General features: G+C 64.9%; 14 protein-coding genes. 4 read left to right on the forward strand and 10 right to left on the reverse strand.

Annotation, left to right across the window (positions count from 1 at the left end):
- Window positions 1-24: 24 nt before the first annotated feature.
- Both EO139_RS12580 and EO139_RS12585 read right to left on the reverse strand, forming a co-directional pair.
- Window positions 25-1428 (reverse strand): mannose-1-phosphate guanylyltransferase/mannose-6-phosphate isomerase, encoded by a 1404-nt coding sequence (locus EO139_RS12580; protein WP_104535074.1) that lies wholly within the window; start codon window positions 1426-1428, stop codon window positions 25-27.
- A gap of 45 nt (window positions 1429-1473) precedes the next feature.
- Window positions 1474-2820, reverse strand: a complete 1347-nt coding sequence (locus EO139_RS12585) for a phosphomannomutase (protein ID WP_104583295.1) — start codon at window positions 2818-2820, stop codon at window positions 1474-1476.
- Window positions 2821-2955: 135 nt separating this feature from the next.
- Between EO139_RS12585 and EO139_RS12590 the strand changes: the two genes are divergently transcribed.
- Both EO139_RS12590 and EO139_RS12595 read left to right on the forward strand, forming a co-directional pair.
- Window positions 2956-3687: a CoA transferase subunit A gene (locus tag EO139_RS12590; RefSeq protein WP_126970899.1), complete on the forward strand. Its 732-nt coding sequence runs from the start codon at window positions 2956-2958 to the stop codon at window positions 3685-3687.
- Window positions 3687-4325 (forward strand): CoA transferase subunit B, encoded by a 639-nt coding sequence (locus EO139_RS12595; protein WP_126942634.1) that lies wholly within the window; start codon window positions 3687-3689, stop codon window positions 4323-4325. The genes EO139_RS12590 and EO139_RS12595 overlap by 1 nt, the downstream gene beginning before the upstream one ends.
- Before the next feature lie 23 nt (window positions 4326-4348).
- On the opposite strand, the gene EO139_RS12600 is transcribed toward EO139_RS12595, so the two are convergent.
- Window positions 4349-7084, reverse strand: coding sequence for a rhamnan synthesis F family protein (locus tag EO139_RS12600; RefSeq protein ID WP_126970953.1), 2736 nt, complete (start codon window positions 7082-7084; stop codon window positions 4349-4351).
- Window positions 7085-7193: 109 nt separating this feature from the next.
- Window positions 7194-8843, reverse strand: a complete 1650-nt coding sequence (locus EO139_RS12605) for an electron transfer flavoprotein-ubiquinone oxidoreductase (RefSeq protein ID WP_104583298.1) — start codon at window positions 8841-8843, stop codon at window positions 7194-7196.
- Window positions 8844-8969: 126 nt separating this feature from the next.
- Here EO139_RS12605 and EO139_RS12610 point away from each other — a divergent pair, with 126 nt between their 5' ends.
- The gene (locus tag EO139_RS12610) at window positions 8970-9569 is read left to right on the forward strand and encodes an alpha-ketoglutarate-dependent dioxygenase AlkB (RefSeq protein ID WP_126970901.1); all 600 of its coding nucleotides are present in this window, start codon (window positions 8970-8972) and stop codon (window positions 9567-9569) included.
- Here EO139_RS12610 and EO139_RS12615 read toward each other — a convergent pair.
- The 4 genes from EO139_RS12615 to EO139_RS12630 form a co-directional block, all read right to left on the reverse strand.
- Complete coding sequence (locus tag EO139_RS12615) at window positions 9566-10228, reverse strand: ABC-type transport auxiliary lipoprotein family protein (protein ID WP_126970903.1); 663 nt, start codon at window positions 10226-10228, stop codon at window positions 9566-9568. The genes EO139_RS12610 and EO139_RS12615 overlap by 4 nt on opposite strands.
- Entirely contained in the window at window positions 10225-11151 is a 927-nt protein-coding gene (locus tag EO139_RS12620) for an MlaD family protein (protein ID WP_011035876.1), read from the reverse strand. The genes EO139_RS12615 and EO139_RS12620 overlap by 4 nt, the downstream gene beginning before the upstream one ends.
- A gap of 2 nt (window positions 11152-11153) precedes the next feature.
- A complete protein-coding gene (locus EO139_RS12625) occupies window positions 11154-11996 on the reverse strand; it encodes an ABC transporter ATP-binding protein (RefSeq protein WP_104583301.1) in 843 nt (280 codons plus the stop codon).
- An 85-nt stretch (window positions 11997-12081) separates the two neighbouring features.
- Window positions 12082-13311: an ABC transporter permease gene (locus EO139_RS12630; protein ID WP_180496775.1), complete on the reverse strand. Its 1230-nt coding sequence runs from the start codon at window positions 13309-13311 to the stop codon at window positions 12082-12084.
- A 49-nt stretch (window positions 13312-13360) separates the two neighbouring features.
- Between EO139_RS12630 and EO139_RS12635 the strand changes: the two genes are divergently transcribed.
- The gene (locus EO139_RS12635; RefSeq protein ID WP_104583303.1) at window positions 13361-14620 is read left to right on the forward strand and encodes a threonine/serine exporter family protein; all 1260 of its coding nucleotides are present in this window, start codon (window positions 13361-13363) and stop codon (window positions 14618-14620) included.
- A gap of 56 nt (window positions 14621-14676) precedes the next feature.
- On the opposite strand, the gene EO139_RS12640 is transcribed toward EO139_RS12635, so the two are convergent.
- Both EO139_RS12640 and EO139_RS12645 read right to left on the reverse strand, forming a co-directional pair.
- Complete coding sequence (locus tag EO139_RS12640) at window positions 14677-15129, reverse strand: H-NS family nucleoid-associated regulatory protein (protein ID WP_104583304.1); 453 nt, start codon at window positions 15127-15129, stop codon at window positions 14677-14679.
- A 144-nt stretch (window positions 15130-15273) separates the two neighbouring features.
- Complete coding sequence (locus EO139_RS12645; protein WP_104583305.1) at window positions 15274-16968, reverse strand: proline--tRNA ligase; 1695 nt, start codon at window positions 16966-16968, stop codon at window positions 15274-15276.
- Window positions 16969-17021: the final 53 nt, after the last annotated feature.

Here is a 17021-nt window from a genome sequence, read left to right on the forward strand (position 1 = left end):
CTGCAGAATCCCGAAAGCGACCGATCAGGTACGCCCGTAGGTATCTTCGAAACGCACGATGTCGTCTTCGCCCAGGTAGCTGCCGGACTGCACTTCGATCAGTTCCAGCGGCAATTTGCCCGGATTGCGCAGGCGATGGGTCACGCCAAGCGGAATATAGGTACTCTGGTTCTCGGTGAGCAACAGCACCTCTTCGCCACGCGTGACTTCTGCGGTGCCGCTGACGACGATCCAGTGTTCGGCGCGGTGGTGATGCATCTGCAGGCTGAGCACGGCACCGGGCTTGACGGTGATGCGCTTGACCTGGTGACGGTGACCCATGTCGATCGAATCGTAAGCACCCCACGGACGATAGACCTTGCGATGCCAGGTCGCCTCGGAGCGACCGTCGGCCTTGATCCGGCCGACCACATCCTTCACTTCCTGGATGCGATCGCGGTGACCGACCAGAACGGCGTCTGGCGTTTCCACCACAACCACGTCTTCCAGGCCGACCATGGCGATCAGGCGCGAGCCATACGCATAGGTGTTCTTGCAGTCCAGCTGGATGACATCGCCGTGGTGCGCATTGCCCTGGCCGTCCTGTTCGGAGACGTCCAGCAGCGACGACCACGAGCCGACATCGTTCCAGCCGGCATCCAGCGGCACCACCACTGCATCGGCGGTCTTTTCCATCACCGCATAGTCGATCGAATCCGATGGGCTGGAGGCGAACGCGTCCTTGTCCAGACGGGTGAAGTCGGCATCGCGCTTGCCGCCTTCCCACGCCTTCTGGCAGGCATCGGCAATGGCCGGCTGGAACTTGCGCAGTTCTTCCAGGTAGCGCGAGGCACGAAACAGGAACATGCCGCTGTTCCAGTAATACTCGCCGCTGGCCAGATACCCCTGCGCGGTGGCCAGGTCGGGCTTTTCGACGAAGCGCTCGACCGCAGTGGCGCCGGTGCCGGCACCGGCCTTGATGTAGCCATAACCGGTTTCAGGCGCGGTCGGCTTGATGCCGAAGGTGACCAGCTTGCCCTGCTCTGCGGCGGCGGCTGCGACGGTGACTGCCGCCTGGAAAGCAGCCTCGTCACGAATGACATGGTCCGAAGGAAGCACCAGCAGCAGCGGATCACCACCGTTACGGGTGGCTTCCAGCGCAGCGACGGCAATTGCCGGGGCAGTATTGCGTCCCTTGGGCTCGAGCAGGATGGCCGACGGCTTCACGCCCAGCTGCTGCAACTGCTCGGCGGCCATGAAGCGATGCTCTTCGTTGGCCACCACGATGGGGGCGTGTGCCGCCACCGGAGCAGAACGCAACCAGGTGGCCTGCAGCATGCTGTGCTCGCCGACCAGCGGCAGGAACTGCTTGGGATAGGATTCGCGCGACAACGGCCAAAGGCGCGTGCCGGAACCGCCGGACAGAATAATCGGAAGGACATCGCTCATGAGCGGGGGAAACTCCAATGCGTCAAAGTGGGGGACGATGTTAAATCAGCCGCGCAGCAGGTTGGAAATTTCCTGCGTACGCGTTTCCAGCAGTGCGGCGTCGCCGCGCGTTTCCACGTTCAGACGCAGCAGCGGCTCGGTATTGGAGCTGCGCAGGTTGAAGCGCCATTGGCCGAAATCGGCACTGATGCCGTCGGTGTAGTCCAGTTCCGGCGACTGGTCGCCGTAGTGCTCCATCACGCGGGCAACCGCCGCCTTGGCATCGTCCACCTTGAAGTTGATCTCGCCGCTGCAGGGGAATTTCTGCATGCGCGCTTCGACCAGATCCGCCAGCGAACGACCCGACTGCGACACCAGCTCGGCGATCAACAGCCACGGAATCATGCCGGAGTCGGCATAGGCGAACTCACGGAAATAATGGTGCGCGCTCATCTCGCCGCCATAGACGGCATTTTCGCTGCGCATCTTTTCCTTGATGAAGGCATGGCCGCTCTTGCACAACACCGGAATACCGCCGGCGTCCTCGACCATCTCGACGGTGTTCCAGGTCAGGCGCGGGTCGTGCACGACCTTGCCACCCGGCTGCTTGGCCAGGATCGCCTGGGCCAGCAGGCCGACCAGGTAATAGCCTTCGATGAAGCGGCCGGTGTGATCGAAGAAGAAGCAGCGATCGAAGTCGCCATCCCAGGCAATACCGAAATCGGCGCCGTGTTCCTTGACCGCCCTGGCCGTGGCGTCGCGGTTTTCCGGCAACAATGGGTTGGGAATGCCATTGGGGAAGTTGCCATCGGGTTCGTGGAAGACGCGGACGAACTCGAACGGCAGCTGCGGTGCAAGCAGGTCGACGATCAGGCCGGCGCCGCCGTTGCCGGCGTTGACCACCAACTTGAGCGGCTTGAGCGTGCTGCGGTCCACGTAGCTGAGCAGATGCTCCAGGTAGGCCGTCTTGTCGGTGCGGCTGTGCTCGCTTGCGGTGGGCTCGCCGGGGGCGGCGGTGTCGGCAGCGACGGTGTCGCGAATCGCGAACAGGCCGGTGTCGGAACTGATCGGCCGCGCCTGCTCGCGCACCAGCTTCATGCCGTTGTAGTCCATCGGGTTATGGCTGGCCGTGACCATCACGCCGCCAGCCGCCTTGAGGTGATCGGTCTGGAAATAGACCTCCTCGGTGCCGCACAGGCCGATGTCGATCACTTCGCGGCCGCTGGCGCGCAGGCCGGCCGAGAGCGCTTCCTGCAGGCCGGGGCTGGCCAGGCGCACGTCGTGGCCCAGGACCACCGGCCCTTGCTCCAGCTGCGCCGCCAATGCCACGCCGATGCGGCGCGCCAAGTCCTCGTTGAGTTCATCCGGCACGCGGCCGCGAATGTCGTAGGCCTTGAAGGCGGGTAGCGTCATGGGCAATTCCTGGGGTGGGGGAAATCCCGAGTTTAGCGGCTGCGCCGTGTCTTGGGTGTGGCGGAATTGCGATCGGGGACAGGGAACAGTCAGCGGCTAGAATGGCCGCTTCACATCAGCGAGGCGAGGGCGGTGATGAGCAATGATGGGCGTGGTGCGGCAAGCGGCAAACGCTATGCCGATGCCGGGGCGGCGCTGGATGGGGTGCTGGCCGATGGCCAGACCCTGGCGGTCGGCGGCTTTGGCCTGTGCGGAATTCCGGAGGCGCTGATTGCAGCGGTGCGCGAGAGCGGGGTCGGCGGGCTGACCGTGATTTCCAACAACGCCGGCGTCGATGGATTCGGGCTGGGCCAATTATTGGCCACCCGGCAGATCCGCAAGATGATTTCGTCCTACGTGGGCGAAAACAAGGAATTCGAGCGGCAGTATCTGGCCGGCGAACTCGAGCTGGAGTTCAACCCTCAAGGCACGCTGGCCGAGCGTCTGCGCGCGGGCGGTGCGGGAATCCCCGCGTTCTACACCGCAACCGGCTACGGCACCATCGTGGCCCAGGGCAAGGAAACCCGCGAATTCGACGGCAAACAGTACGTGATGGAAACCGCGCTGCAGGCCGATGTCGCGCTGGTCAAGGCCTGGCGTGCGGACACGGCCGGCAATCTGGTGTTCCGCAATACCGCGCGCAACTTCAACCCGGCCTGTGCCATGGCCGGTCGCGTCTGCGTTGCCGAGGTCGAGGAGATCGTCGAGGTGGGCGCGATCGATCCGGACCAGGTGCATCTGCCCGGCATCTATGTCGACCGGCTGGTGCTCAACGCCACGCCGGAAAAACGCATCGAACAGCGCACCGTGCGCGAAGGACAGCACTGATGGCCTGGACCAGAGACCAGATGGCCGCACGTGCGGCGCGCGAATTGACCGATGGCGCCTACGTCAACCTGGGCATCGGCCTGCCGACGCTGGTGGCCAATCACATTCCCGATGGCATGGACGTCTGGCTGCAATCGGAAAACGGCCTGCTCGGCATCGGCCCGTTTCCCACCGAGGACGAGGTGGATGCGGACCTGATCAATGCCGGCAAGCAGACGGTGACCGCGCGTGCCGGTGCCAGTTATTTCGGCAGCCACGACTCGTTTGCGATGATCCGCGGCGGGCACATCGATCTGGCGATTCTCGGTGCGATGCAGGTCACCGACCGCGGCGACCTGGCCAACTGGATGGTGCCCGGCAAGATGGTCAAGGGCATGGGTGGCGCAATGGACCTGGTGGCCGGCGTCAAGCGCGTGGTGGTGCTGATGGAACACGTCGCCAAGGACGGCAGCCACAAGATCCTGCCCGAATGCGATCTGCCATTGACCGGCGTCGGCGTGGTGGATCGCATCATCACCGACCTGGCGGTATTGGATGTCACCGATGGCGGGCTGGTGCTGGTGGAGGCGGCCGATGGGGTAGAACTGGAGGAGTTGCGCCAGAAGACCGGCGTGGCACTTCTGACGCCTCAACCGTGAGGCCAGGCCGGATGACCGTCAGGTCATCCGGCCCGAACCGATCCGCGTCCGGTGAAACGGTCGTCGAGTTGCAGATCCGCCAGCCACGGCGCCTGCCAGCGTCCGGAGCCGACGCACTGCAACGGGATCTGGACCGCGGCTCGATTGAAGTCCAGCAGATGGCTTTCGTCCTGCGCAACCTTGCAAACGTCTGCAATGAACGCCAATGCACCTTCGTGCACCTGTGCGATCGTCGCCCATTGCGCTGGCGACAGCTCCGCACTGGCGTAGACCGCAGTCGGAACGTTGGTGGCGTCTGCAAAATAGGAAAACTGCGGCGAAGGAGCGGTGAGAAGTGTCTCCAGAAGCAGGTCATGGCGCAGGATCGTCGACTGCTCCGGAGCACCTTCGGTACGGCCATCAAAATAGCGGGCGGCGGCCCAGCTCTGGGCAGCGATCTTCGTGGCGCGCCCGTTCAGTGCAAAATACGCGCCACCCAGCGGCTGCCCGGTCAATCGCGCGAGGTTGGCCTGGATGGTGCCGGAGTACCCTATGTCGGCCACCATGGCGGCACCGTCGCCTGCGGTCGCCGTCCAGTAACGCAGGTAGGCCGTCCTTTCAGTTTCGGCAAGCGCCAGCAGGTCATTGATCGCTGGGGCAATGAGTTGCAGCAGCTCGGCATGCATCTCCGGCAGGTAGACATCGCGTTGCATGACCGGGCGCCCCAGGCGACGTTCCAGAATAGCTGCGGCAGCATCTCCCAGGCGCGCCTGTATCAGGCCGCTCAACGTGCCGGTGTAGGTGCTGTCCAGCAGCACTGCAAGATCATCCGGCGCATGCAGCGAGGGTGTTCCGGTTCCCCGCCGAGATGCCAGCAGATACTTGCCCTGAAGCTGCTGCAGCGAAGGCGAGGTTTGCCTTACTAGCTGAAAACCCTGCTCCAGCAGGTGGCCTTCTCGGCTCAAAAACAGGATTGTTTCGATATTGGCTTGCTTCGCCATGCGGATCAGCCAGGCGAGATAATCGAAGATCAGCGGGCCGATGACCACGTAGCCGAGAGATGCCGGTGAAAGCATCGACAGCGGCATCAAGGTTTCCGGGTGCCGGTCGGCAAGATCGGCGAATCGATTGGCCAATAGGCCAAGCCACAACTGGTCCTGCCACCGCGTTGCGTCACCCGACGGCGGTCTGAGCGGGCGCAATGCGGGGACCACCTCAAACAGCGCGGATGGGCGAAGCACGTGCACCGGCGTCAACAGCTTGTGCATCTGTGGACGCTGGACATCTGCATGTTCGTTGTCGCCGACATGCAGCCAGTGCGATGTCTCGATGTTTTCGATGCCTGGCAGTTCCTTCCAGGCGCTGTCAGCATCCTTGCGCCAGCCCGTCTCGCACGACACATACCAGGCAGCTGGCAACGCGCTGACGTCGGCCGGCAGGACCTGCTGCAGCAACGTGCTATCCAGATACATGTCCGAAAGCGCAACCAGGCGGATGCCACGTTGTTGCAGGTGCGCCGCCGCTGCGATCACGCCTCGCCGTGGTTGCAGCAATCTGGCTTCCAGCGCCACTTCCAGTGCCTGCAAGGCACCGATGGGAAGTCCTCCCGCACCGGGCAGGCCAGACAGCGTGGTGTAGATGCTTGATAGATCGATATCGGCGCCACGTTGATGGCGTGCCTTTGCCTCGGCAAGCTCGCGGAGTTCGAGAAAATTCCCGACCCCGAATCGGTCCGCGACCAGATGGGCAAGATAGGCGCGCGCACCCGCCGGAAACAGGAACGGCCTCACTACCAAGGTATCGAAGATATCCAGCGACACCAGCCGAGCTTGAAGAGAGGACAGGGTCAACCGCGTGGCGATCGGTGTTTCGAACGCCGCCTGCCAGTTGCGTCCACCTTCGCCGCTGAGTGCCAGCGTGCCATCTTGCGGCAATATGCCAATCCGATACTGCTGGTGGCGCACAACAGCGACGAAGATGCGCTCCACTGCGTGGTGCAGGGTGCCATCGATCTGACCGTGTTCTTCCGGAAAATCCTTGAGTTCCAGATCCAGCGCGTACAACGGCCGCAGTGCATCCACCTTTGCCCAGAACATCGATCCGGCAGGAAAATCGATGTACTCCGAGGGGCTGATGTCGAATCCGAGTCGCTGGGCAAGCGCGCGACACACGCTGAAATTGCTGAGCCAGGTATGCGCCCACAGCAACACCCGCTCGTAACTCTCGGGATAGAGCATGCCAAGCCGTGGCTCGGCCTGAAACATTCCCAGGTGCCAGGCGATGCGCTCCGGGCTCCCCATCAGGGATGACACCAGGTAACGGCGCCATTGGCCTTGCTCGCTGCCTGTATACAGCGACTTTTTCGTGTGCAGATGGCCAACGACATCCAATGCCAGGACCTGTTCGCGAAATGTCACCAATAGCGGCGCGATGTCTCGGCCACGGTTGGGCACGATGCGGATATCGAGCTTGTCCACCCGCGGCAACCTTGAAAAACGGTCTCGCACCTGGACGGCGGCGGCTTCATCCATCACCGATACCAGCAGGTCGTAACCCACCGGCATGTGCTGAAGTGACTGTGCGAATTCGTCGATCAGGTCGGGATAGAAGACGTGCAGCATCACGCCAGTCTTGAGCCGCAGCTGCGACAGCGGCGCAGGCGCGACGAAAGGTTCCTGGTCAGACAGGTGATGGACCGCCGGCTGCGTACGCCCGGCCAGTTGCAGCCGCCCCAGCAGGCCGCGTATGCCCAGGGCGCGGATGACCTTGAAGGCCCGTATTGCGACCGTGGCTACGCCGGCGAAGCCGCCACCATGGAGCTCTACCGAGCGACGTGCCGCAGCCAGGAGCTTGGAGAGACCGCCGCTCACGCGGTATGCCGACCGTTGCTCACAGATTCTGGTAGTTCGGGCCCGAACCACCCTCCGGCGTGACCCAGGTGATGATCTCGTACGGGTCCTTGATGTCGCAGGTCTTGCAGTGCACGCAGTTGGCGGCGTTGATCTGCAGGCGCTTGCCGGACGGGCTGCCGGCGTCTGCGACCATTTCGTAGACATTGGCCGGGCAGAAGCGGGTGCAGGGATTGTCGTATTCCTGTACGCAGCGGGTAGCGCACACGTCGGTATCGAGTACCTTCAGATGCACGGGCTGGTCTTCGTCGTGCTCGGTGGCAGCGAAGTACACCGCCTGCAGCCGGTCGCGCGGAGCGAGCTCGCGCGTGCCGTAGTGGCGCGTGGGTTGCTCGTACTCGCCGATCTTGTGCAATGCCGACCAGTCGGGCTTGTTTTTCAGTGTCCATGGTGAGGCGCCCTTGAGCGCAGTTTCCCAGGCGGCGTTGAGCAGGCCGAACCACAGGCCCTTCTTGAAGCCCGGCTTGATGTTGCGCACCTGCTTGAGCTCGGCCATCGCATCGGAGGCGCGCAACTTGGCGTCGAAGCCTTGCGGCGCCAGCTGCGATTGCACCAGATGTTCGGCGGCCAGCATGCCGCTGCGGATCGCCTGGTGGGTGCCCTTGATCTTGGGCACGTTGAGCAGGCCGGCAGTGTCGCCGATCAACAGGGCGCCCGGCATTTCCACCTTCGGCAGCGACTGCCAGCCGCCGGTGACGATGGCGCGCGCGCCGGCCGAGAGGATGCTGCCGCCTTCCAGCAACGGCTTGATCAGCGCGTGGTTTTTCCATTGCTGGAAGGCTTCCCATGGCTGGTATTGCGGGTCGCTGTAGTCCAGCCCGCTCACATAACCAAGCGCGATCTGGTTGTTGTCCAGGTGATACAGGAAGCTGCCGCCGTAGGTGCGGTTGTCTGCCGGCCAGCCCAGCGTATGCACGATCTTGCCGGGACTGACGCGCCCCTCCGGTACCTGCCACAGTTCCTTGATGCCGATCGAATAGCCCTGCGGGTCGGCGTCGGCGGTGAGGTCGAAGCGCTTGAGCAGGCGCTTGGTGAGGTGCCCGCGTGCGCCTTCGGCCAGCACGGTGACCTTGGCACGGATGTCGATGCCGGCGGTGTAACCGGGCTTGTGCGACCCATCCTTGGCCACGCCCATGTCGCCGATACGTACGCCGATGACCTGGTCGTTGGCGTCGTGCAGCGTTTCGGCAGCGGCAAAGCCCGGATAGATCTCCACGCCCAATGCTTCGGCCTGCGGCGCCAGCCAGGCGCACATTGCGCCCAGGCTGACGATGAAGTTGCCGTGGTTGCGCATGCCCGGCGGCACCACCGGGAACTTGCGCGCGCTGTCCTTGCCGAGGAACCAGAACTCGTCGTCGGTGGCGGCCACGCAGATCGGCGGCGGGTTGTCGCGCCAGCCCGGCAGCAAGGCATCCAGCGGGCCCGGCTCGATCACCGCGCCGGACAGGATATGCGCACCGATGGTGCTGGATTTTTCGATCACGCAGACGCTGATGGCCGGATCCAGCTGCTTGAGCCGGATCGCAAAAGCCAGCCCGGCCGGGCCGGCGCCGACGGTGACGACGTCGTACTCCATCACGTCGCGCTCGACCGTCTCTGGCGCACTTGCGCCGACTCCTGCTTCCGACATTGCTCCGCTCCCGTTGGCTCGATGGCTACCGCGCATTTTCCGGGATTCGATGTGACGCCGGCAAATCGGATCGATTCATCCGTACCGCCCAGCCTCACGTAGCGGGAGCGTGCTAGCGTTTGAAGCATGAAGATTCGGGTTGCCTTGCCGCATGCAGAGATCGCCTGGTGCCGTGGCTGGTTGCCGCGCGCGCAGGCCGATGCGCTGCTGCAGGCGCTGCTGACGCAGGTGCAGTGGGAGGTGCATCGCATCCGCATGTTCGGGCGGACGGTGGATTCGCCGCGTCTGAGCAGTTGGATCGGCGATGCGGACGCCAGCTACCGCTACTCGGGCACGCAGTTCGCGCCGCAGCCGTGGCTGGAGGTATTGCAGCCTCTACGCGCGCGCCTGCAGGCCGAGACCGGGGCGCCATTCAACAGCGTGCTGGCCAACCGTTACCGCAGCGGCAACGATGCGATGGGCTGGCACAGCGACGACGAGCCGGAGTTGGGCGCGCAGCCGTTGATCGCTTCGCTGAGCCTGGGCGCGACGCGGCGCTTTGCCTTCAGGCATCGCGAGGATGCGGCGTTGAAGCAGGCGCTGGAACTGGGGCACGGCGATTTGCTGCTGATGGGAGGCGATACCCAGCGCCACTACAAGCATGCGTTGCCGCGCACCGCAAAACCGGTCGGCGAGCGCATCAATCTGACGTTTCGCAAGATTGATGCGCGGGGCCCCAAGCGCTAGTCCGGCTGTCGCGGTGACAGCGGACGCGGCACTCGCTGGCTATCCTGCTGGCCATTGAGTAGGGTCCAGCCGACCAGTTCGGTGGTGACCTGCGTCATCGCCTGTTCGAATGCCGCTGCCACTGCCGCCGTGTCGGTGCCGCTGGACGGGCGTGCCACCAGGAAGGTGCGCGAGGCCACCACGCGCTGGTCGGCGGCGTGCAGCAGCTTGGCATTGAGCTCGATGGTGGCCGAGGGTAGCGCCTGGCCGGCGTAATCGGACTCGAAGCGGCGCAGGTCGATCGCCAGCTTGTAGTCGGAACGGATGCCGGTGCCGATGCGGGCGACCGCGGCGATCTTGCCGGAGTCCTCGAATGCGCGCACCACGCTGTCTTCCAGCATATCGGTGGCCGGCTGCGCCCAGCCTGCGCCGTGGTAGACCTGCAATTCGCTCGGGGTCGGGCGCACGTTGATGCGCGGGCTGTCGATGATGCGCGCCGCGCTCGGCTTGGCCACTGCCAGTTGCCAGGTCACCTGCGGCCAGGACGGATTGGGTGTCACCCGCACGGTCGGCGCGTAGATGGTGGCCGGCTTCTGGTCGCCGCCGGTCAGCAGCGAGCAGCCGCCCAGCGCCAGCAGGGAGACGCACAACACGGGACGCAACAGGCGCATGGCAGTCATTTCGGTTCGAACTCCTTGGGTGCGTCGCGGCCAAGCAGGTAGCGCGCAGGGTTGTTGTCCAGTTTGTCGCTGACCCGGCGCAGGTCGCGGATCAGGCCGCGCAATTCGGTCAGCGTGGGCCCGAGCTGGCCCAGCCCGTCGTTGGCAAAGCTGTTGATGGCCGCGCGGTTCTCGCCAAGGATGTTGTCGGCGTTGCCGGCAGCCGAATCCAGCTTGACCAGGGTGGCATCGAGCTTCTCCAGGATGCCCGGCAGCTGCTGCACCAGGTTCTGGTCCAGCCGCTTGATGGTGCCGTTGGTGGTGGTCAGGGTGGTGTCCAGATTGCGTGCGGCATCGCGCGCGCTGACGATCAGCGCCTGCATGCCTTCGTCGCGATCGGCGATGCCGCCGCTGATCTTTTCCAGGTTCTGCAAGGTGGCGGTGATGCTGGCCACGTTCTTGTCCGAGAGCATCTGGTCCATGCGCTCGACGATGCGGTTGGCGGTGTCGGTGATGTTCTGCAGCGCCGACGGCGTGGTCTGGATGATCGGCGCGTCGCTCTTGTCGATGGTGGTCAGCGACGGTGCCTCGGGCGTGCCGCCGGAGAGCTGGATGATCGACGGGCCGGTCAGGCTGGTGATGGCCAGCTTGGCGCGGGTATCGCTCTTGATCGGCGTGGTGGAGTTCACCCGCACGTGTGCGACCACCTGGCGCGGGTCGTTCGGCGCCAGCGTCAACTCGGTGATCGAGCCGACCGCGATGCCGTTGTACTGCACCGGGCTGCCGACCGACAGGCCGGTCACCGCCTCACGGAACACCACCCGGTACTGCTGCCAGGTGCGGTCGGAGGAATACTTTGCGGCCCATAGCCCGAACAGCAGCAGGGCCAGGCCTGCCACGATGGTGAAGGCGCCGATCAGGACGTAATTGGCTTTGGTTTCCATGCTCAGGCGGTCTCGGTGGAGTCGGTCTTGGCCGCGCGCGCGGCGCGGGCGCGCGGACCGTGGAAGTATTCCTGGATCCAGGGGTGGTCGACCTGTTCGATCTCGGCCAGCGGCGCGTTGGCAATCACCTTGTGATCGGCCAGCACCGCGATGCGGTCGCAGATGGCGTACAGCGTATCCAGGTCATGGGTAATCAGGAACACGGTCAGGCCCAATGCCTGCTGCAAGGTGCGGATCAGGCGGTCGAAGGCGGCCGCGCCGATCGGGTCCAGCCCGGCGGTGGGCTCGTCCAGGAACAGCAGCGGCGGATCCAGCGCCAGCGCCCGCGCCAGGCCGGCGCGCTTGCGCATGCCGCCGGACAGCTGCGAGGGCAGTTTGTCCAGCGCATCGGCCGGCAGGCCGGCCAGCTTGATCTTCAGCAGCGCCAGCTCGAAATACCAGCGCTCCGGAAACTCGCCGTGATGCTCCTTCAGCGGCACCTGCACGTTTTCGCCGACGGTCATCGACGAGAACAGCGCGCCGTCCTGGAACAGCACGCCGGTATTGCGGGTGATGTGCTGGCGGTCGGCGAAGCGGCCCGAGCGCGCATCCGCCCCCAATACCTGGATGCTGCCGGCATCCGGCTCGCGCAGGCCCAGGATGCTGCGCATCAGCACCGACTTGCCGGTGCCCGAGCCGCCGACCACGCCCAGGATCTCGCCGCGCCGCACGTCCAGATCCAGGTCCTCGTGCACGACCTGGCTGCCGAAACGGTTGGTCAGCCCGCGCACGGAAATCGCCAGCTGGTCGTCGTCGGCCTCGGCCTCTGTGCCGGGATTGGGGAGTGGGGATTCGGGATTGGTCACAGCACAGCTCTCCCGGGTGTCAGGGCGCCAGCTGCGCTTCTGCCTTGCACGAATCCCGAATCCCGAATGTCCAATCCCGGCTCCATCACCACCCCATCTTCATGAACCACAGCGCGGCGACCGCGTCGAGGATGATGACCAAGGAAATCGTCTGCACCACCGAGGAGGTGGTGCGCTCGCCCACCGATTGCGCGGTGCCGCTGACCTTCAGGCCTTCCAGGCAGCCGATCAGGCCGATCACCAGCGCAAACAGCGGCGCCTTGGACAGCCCGACCAGGAAATGCCGCAACTGGATGGTGTCGTGCATGCGCGCCAGGTACATCTGCGGCGGAATGTCCAGGTCGAACGCGCCCACGGTGACGCCGCCGGCCAGGCCGGCGATCATCGCGATGAAGGTCAGCAGCGGCAGGGTGAAGATCAGCGCGAGCAGGCGCGGGATCACCAGCAGGTCGATCGGGTCCAGGCCCAGGGTGCGGATCGCGTCCACTTCCTCGCGTGATTTCATCGCGCCGATCTGCGCGGTGAAGGCGCTGGCAGTGCGCCCGGCCAGCACGATGGCGGTCAGCAGCACCGCGAACTCGCGCAGGAAGGCGATGGACACCAGCTCCACCACATAAATTTCCGCGCCGAAGTCGCGCAGGATGGTCGAGCCCAGGAACGCGATCACCGCGCCAACCAGATACGACAGCAGCACCACCAGCGGCACCGCATCCAGGCCGACCTGCTCCATGTGGTGCACGGTGGCGGTCAGGCGGAAGCGGCGCGGCTCGTGGATCAGCCGCCCGATCTTGACCAGGTTCTCGCCCAGAAAACTGTTCAGTTCCAGGATGCCCTGGCCGACGCCATGGGTGGTGCGGCCCAGACGGTCCAGCGCGGCGACAAAGCCGTAGTCGCGTTTGGGCTTGGGGCGTTCGTCGTTGAGTTCCTCGATGGTGCACACCAGGGCCTGGTGCTCATCGCGGAAATCGATCGCATCTTCCTTCAGGCCCATGCGGCCGGCAAAGCGCAGCAACTGCAGCACGCCGGCCGAATCCAGTTGGCCGATGCCGCGCGCGTCGATGCGGCGCACCCCGTCGGGCACGGCCTGCAGCTGTTCTGCCTGGGACAGGGCGGTTGCCAGCACCCAACTGCCGGCGAGGCGGAGCTGGGTCTGATCCTGCGAGTCTTGGTCGATGCGGGGAGGTTGCGGTTTGATCATGGGTGGCCTGTCCGTGGCGCCAGCATACCGCGCCCGGCGTGAGCGAATGATGGGGACGCTTCGCACTTGCGGTCCCGGCACAGACGATCGGCACGCCGGCCAGGGGCGCTGCGGCATACACTGGCGGCCTCGCCAGACGGCGTTTCTCCGATCCGACCCGCCACGCATGTCCGCTGCCACCGTCGTCCAACCGTCCGCCAGCGCCACCTATGCCCAGCGCGTCGCCTTTGTTTCGGAAATCGCCGGACGCCTGCATTCCTACGGCACCACCGCGCAGCGCCTGGAGGCCGCCGTGGTCGGACTGTCGCAGAAGCTGGGCCTGGACTGCGAGCCCTGGTCCAATCCCACCGGGATCATCTTGAGCTTCAGCGATCCAACCAAGGCCATCGGCTCCAGCGACATCACCCGGGTGATCCGGCTGGCCCCGGGCGAGAATGACCTGTACAAGCTCAGCGTGGCCGATTACGTGGCCGACAGCGTGGCCAACGGGCGCATGAGCATCGCGCAGGGCCACACCGCGCTGCGGCGGCTGGACCGCGAGGTCGATCGGCGCGGCAAGACCATGCAGGTGCTGGCATTCGGGCTGGCCGCCGCCGGCGTGGCAGGGCTGTGGAAACTGCCCTGGCTGGACATCGCCACCGCCGGTGCGATCGGCATGTCGATCGGCCTGCTGACCCAGTACACCGACAAGCGGCCGGCGACCAAGGAGGCCGGCGAGGCGCTGGCCGGGCTGTTGGCCGGGGTCGTGGCTGCGGTGGTGGCGTCGCTGCTCGGGCCGCTGAACCTCAATACGGTGATCATCGCCTCGCTGGTGGTGCTGCTGCCCGGCATGTCGTTGACCAATGCCTTCAACGAGCTGGCCAGCCAGCACTGGGTCTCGGGCACGGCGCGGCTGGCCGGTGCGGTGACCACGGTGCTCAAGCTCACCGTCGGTGCGGTGATCGCGGTGACGCTGACCCAGGTGGTCGGCCTGCATCCGCAGGTGGCCGCATTGCGCCCGCAGGCCAGCTGGGTGGAATGGGCCTCGCTGCTGGTGGCCGCTTATGCATTTGCGGTGTTGTTCAAGGCCAATCGGCGCGATTATTTATGGATCATGGCAGCGGCCATGTCCGGGTATGTCATTGCGCGTTATGCCGGACATGCCTGGGGTGGTCCGGCCGGTGTCTTTGCATCGGCGATGGCATTGACCGCCGCCGGTAATCTGTTCGGGCGGGTGGTGCAAAAACCCGGTGCATTGATCCGTTTGCCCGGCATCATCATGCTGGTTCCGGGCAGTGTCAGCTTGCGTGGCTTTCTGACCCTGGTACAGCAACAGGATGTCAGTGTCGGGCAGGCCGCACTATTGGCGGTGACCAATATCGTGATGGCCTTGATGGCCGGGTTGCTGTTCGGCAATCTGTTGATTCCGGCCCGCAAGAATTTATGACAGATAAAAACGCGCAATAAAAACCCCGGCAATGCCGGGGGTTTTATTGCGGTGAATCAGGCGGCCTTGGACTTCTTGGGCGCGCGCTTGGTGGCGGCCTTGCGCGGGGCGGCCTTCTTGGCCGGAGTCTTCTTGGTGCTGACCTTGCTGATCAGAAAGTCTTCGACTTTCTTGCCGGCGGCGGTCAGTTCGGCCAGCCAGCGCGGCTGCTTGCCGCGGCCGGTCCAGGCTTCCTGGGGATTGGCGGGGTTGCGATACTTGGGCGGAACCTTGCCCAGCTTGCGGCCGGCGCGCGGGCCCGGCTTGGCAGCGGCAGCAGGACGACCCGGGCCGGCGCTGGTGCCAAACAATTCTTCGATGGAATAACCCTGGGCTTTTGCCGCGCGGGTCAGTTGCGTGCGGACCTTGGCAATCGGAGCACGCTTGGCAACCACGGTCTGCTGCTTCTTCGCGTTTTTGATCAGGGCACCCAACTGCTTGGCCGACAGGCCGCTAAGATCGATCGACATCACTACTCCGGAGGATGAGAGAGAAAAGAATGCCGGTCCGTGGCAGCGCTGGCCATCATAATGTCAGAAAACCCGGGTGACAAATGCGCCGAAATAATTCGGCGCCTTGTGTTCATCCAATCCAAGTAGTTTCGGCTGATTTGATCAACAACCCAGGCGGGAGAATAACCCGGCCTTATCCAGGTTTTCTGCTGCCTCTGCAGTGCGGGCACGATATTCAAATGTGCCGGCGGCCAATCCGCGTTCGGAGACCACCACCCGATGCGGAATGCCCAGCAGTTCCATATCGGCAAACATGGCGCCCGGGCGCAGGCCGCGATCGTCCAGCACCGCGTCGATCCCCGCGGCGATCAATTCGTCCAGCAATGCCTGGGCGGCGGCAACCACCTGTGCATCCTGCTTGGGGTTGATGATGCAGATCGCCACCTGCCACGGTGCCATCGGTGCGGGCCAGACAATGCCGGCATCGTCATGGTTCTGCTCGATCGCCGCAGCCACGATGCGCGAAATGCCGATGCCGTAGCAGCCCATCTTCATCACCGCGGGCTTGCCGTTCTCGTCGATCACGGTGGCCTGCAGTGCCTGCGCATACTGGTCGCCGAGCTGGAACACATGGCCCACCTCGATTCCGCGCGCCAGACGCAGTTCGCCGCCATCGGCCGCGCGTTCACCGTCGATGACGTTGCGCACATCGGCAACGGTGTCAGGTTCGGGCAGGTCGCGGCCCCAGTTGACCCCTGCCAGGTGCTCCCCGGGCACGTTGGCACCGACCACGAAATCGGCCATCGCCGCGACATCGCGGTCGGCCACCACCCGCACCGGGCGGGCGGTGTTCACCGGGCCCAGGAAGCCCGGCTCGCAGCCGAGGTGGTCGCGGATCTCGGTCTCGTTGGCCAGGCGGTAGCCGGCCAGGCCGGCGACCTTGCCGAGCTTGATCTCGTTGACGGCGTGATCGCCGCGCACCAGCACCAGCACGAAGCCGGCCTCGGTCATCACCGCCACCGACTTGACCGTGCGCTGCAGCGTGATGCCCAGCAACCGGGCGACGTCTTCGCAGGTCTTCTGGGTGGGCGTTGCGACCTGGCGCATCGCCTCGCCAGCCTCGGCGCGCGGGGCGGGCAGGGCGGCGCTGGCGGTTTCCACGTTGGCGGCGTAATCGGAGCCGGTGGAGAATGCCAGCGAGTCTTCGCCGGAAGCGGCAATGACGTGGAATTCCTGCGAGGCATCGCCGCCGATCGCGCCGGAGTCGGCCTGCACGGCGCGGAATTCCAGCCCCAGCCGGGTGAAGATGCGGGTGTAGGCCGCGCGCATGTTGTCGTATTCGCGCGCCATGTCGGCATCGGTGAGATGGAAGGAGTAGGCGTCCTTCATCAGGAATTCGCGCGCGCGCATCACGCCGAAGCGTGGACGGATCTCATCGCGGAACTTGGTCTGGATCTGGAAGAAGTTCAGCGGCAACTGCTTGTAGCTGTTGATTTCCTGGCGCGCGAATTCGGCCGCAGCCTCTTCGGCGGTCGGGCTGTAGCAGAACTCCTGCTCCTTGCGATCCTTGATCTTGAGCAACTGCCCGCCGAACTTTTCCCAACGACCGGTGGCATCCCACAGTTCGCGCGGCTGGATGGTGGGGAACAGCACTTCCACCGCCCCGGCGCGGTTCATTTCCTCGCGCACGATGGCCTCGACCTTGCGCAGCACGCGCAGACCCAGTGGCGACCAGGTATACAGCCCGGAGGCCAGCTTGCGGATCATGCCCGCGCGCAGCATCAGACGGTGGCTGACCAACTCGGCGTCGGCCGGGGTTTCCTTGGTGGTGTGCAGGTGGAACTGGGAAAGACGCATCGGGCTTCGCTTGGGCGGAAAGCCCATAGTTTGCCAGTCTCGCGCCCTGCCGG

This window comes from Xanthomonas sp. BRIP62411, from assembly GCF_003993525.1.
Lineage (GTDB): Bacteria > Pseudomonadota > Gammaproteobacteria > Xanthomonadales > Xanthomonadaceae > Xanthomonas > Xanthomonas euroxanthea.

Excerpts from the sequence above, each read along its gene's own strand:
- EO139_RS12580 (WP_104535074.1), bottom strand. The coding sequence starts at position 1,428 with ATGAGCGATGTCCTTCCGATTATTCTGTCCGGCGGTTCCGGCACGCGC.
- EO139_RS12585 (WP_104583295.1), bottom strand. The coding sequence starts at position 2,820 with ATGACGCTACCCGCCTTCAAGGCCTACGACATTCGCGGCCGCGTGCCG.
- EO139_RS12590 (WP_126970899.1), top strand. The coding sequence starts at position 2,956 with ATGAGCAATGATGGGCGTGGTGCGGCAAGCGGCAAACGCTATGCCGAT.
- EO139_RS12595 (WP_126942634.1), top strand. The coding sequence starts at position 3,687 with ATGGCCTGGACCAGAGACCAGATGGCCGCACGTGCGGCGCGCGAATTG.
- EO139_RS12605 (WP_104583298.1), bottom strand. The coding sequence starts at position 8,843 with ATGTCGGAAGCAGGAGTCGGCGCAAGTGCGCCAGAGACGGTCGAGCGC.
- EO139_RS12610 (WP_126970901.1), top strand. The coding sequence starts at position 8,970 with ATGAAGATTCGGGTTGCCTTGCCGCATGCAGAGATCGCCTGGTGCCGT.
- EO139_RS12615 (WP_126970903.1), bottom strand. The coding sequence starts at position 10,228 with ATGACTGCCATGCGCCTGTTGCGTCCCGTGTTGTGCGTCTCCCTGCTG.
- EO139_RS12620 (WP_011035876.1), bottom strand. The coding sequence starts at position 11,151 with ATGGAAACCAAAGCCAATTACGTCCTGATCGGCGCCTTCACCATCGTG.
- EO139_RS12630 (WP_180496775.1), bottom strand. The coding sequence starts at position 13,311 with ATGCCGCAGCGCCCCTGGCCGGCGTGCCGATCGTCTGTGCCGGGACCG.
- EO139_RS12635 (WP_104583303.1), top strand. The coding sequence starts at position 13,361 with ATGTCCGCTGCCACCGTCGTCCAACCGTCCGCCAGCGCCACCTATGCC.
- EO139_RS12640 (WP_104583304.1), bottom strand. The coding sequence starts at position 15,129 with ATGTCGATCGATCTTAGCGGCCTGTCGGCCAAGCAGTTGGGTGCCCTG.
- EO139_RS12645 (WP_104583305.1), bottom strand. The coding sequence starts at position 16,968 with ATGCGTCTTTCCCAGTTCCACCTGCACACCACCAAGGAAACCCCGGCC.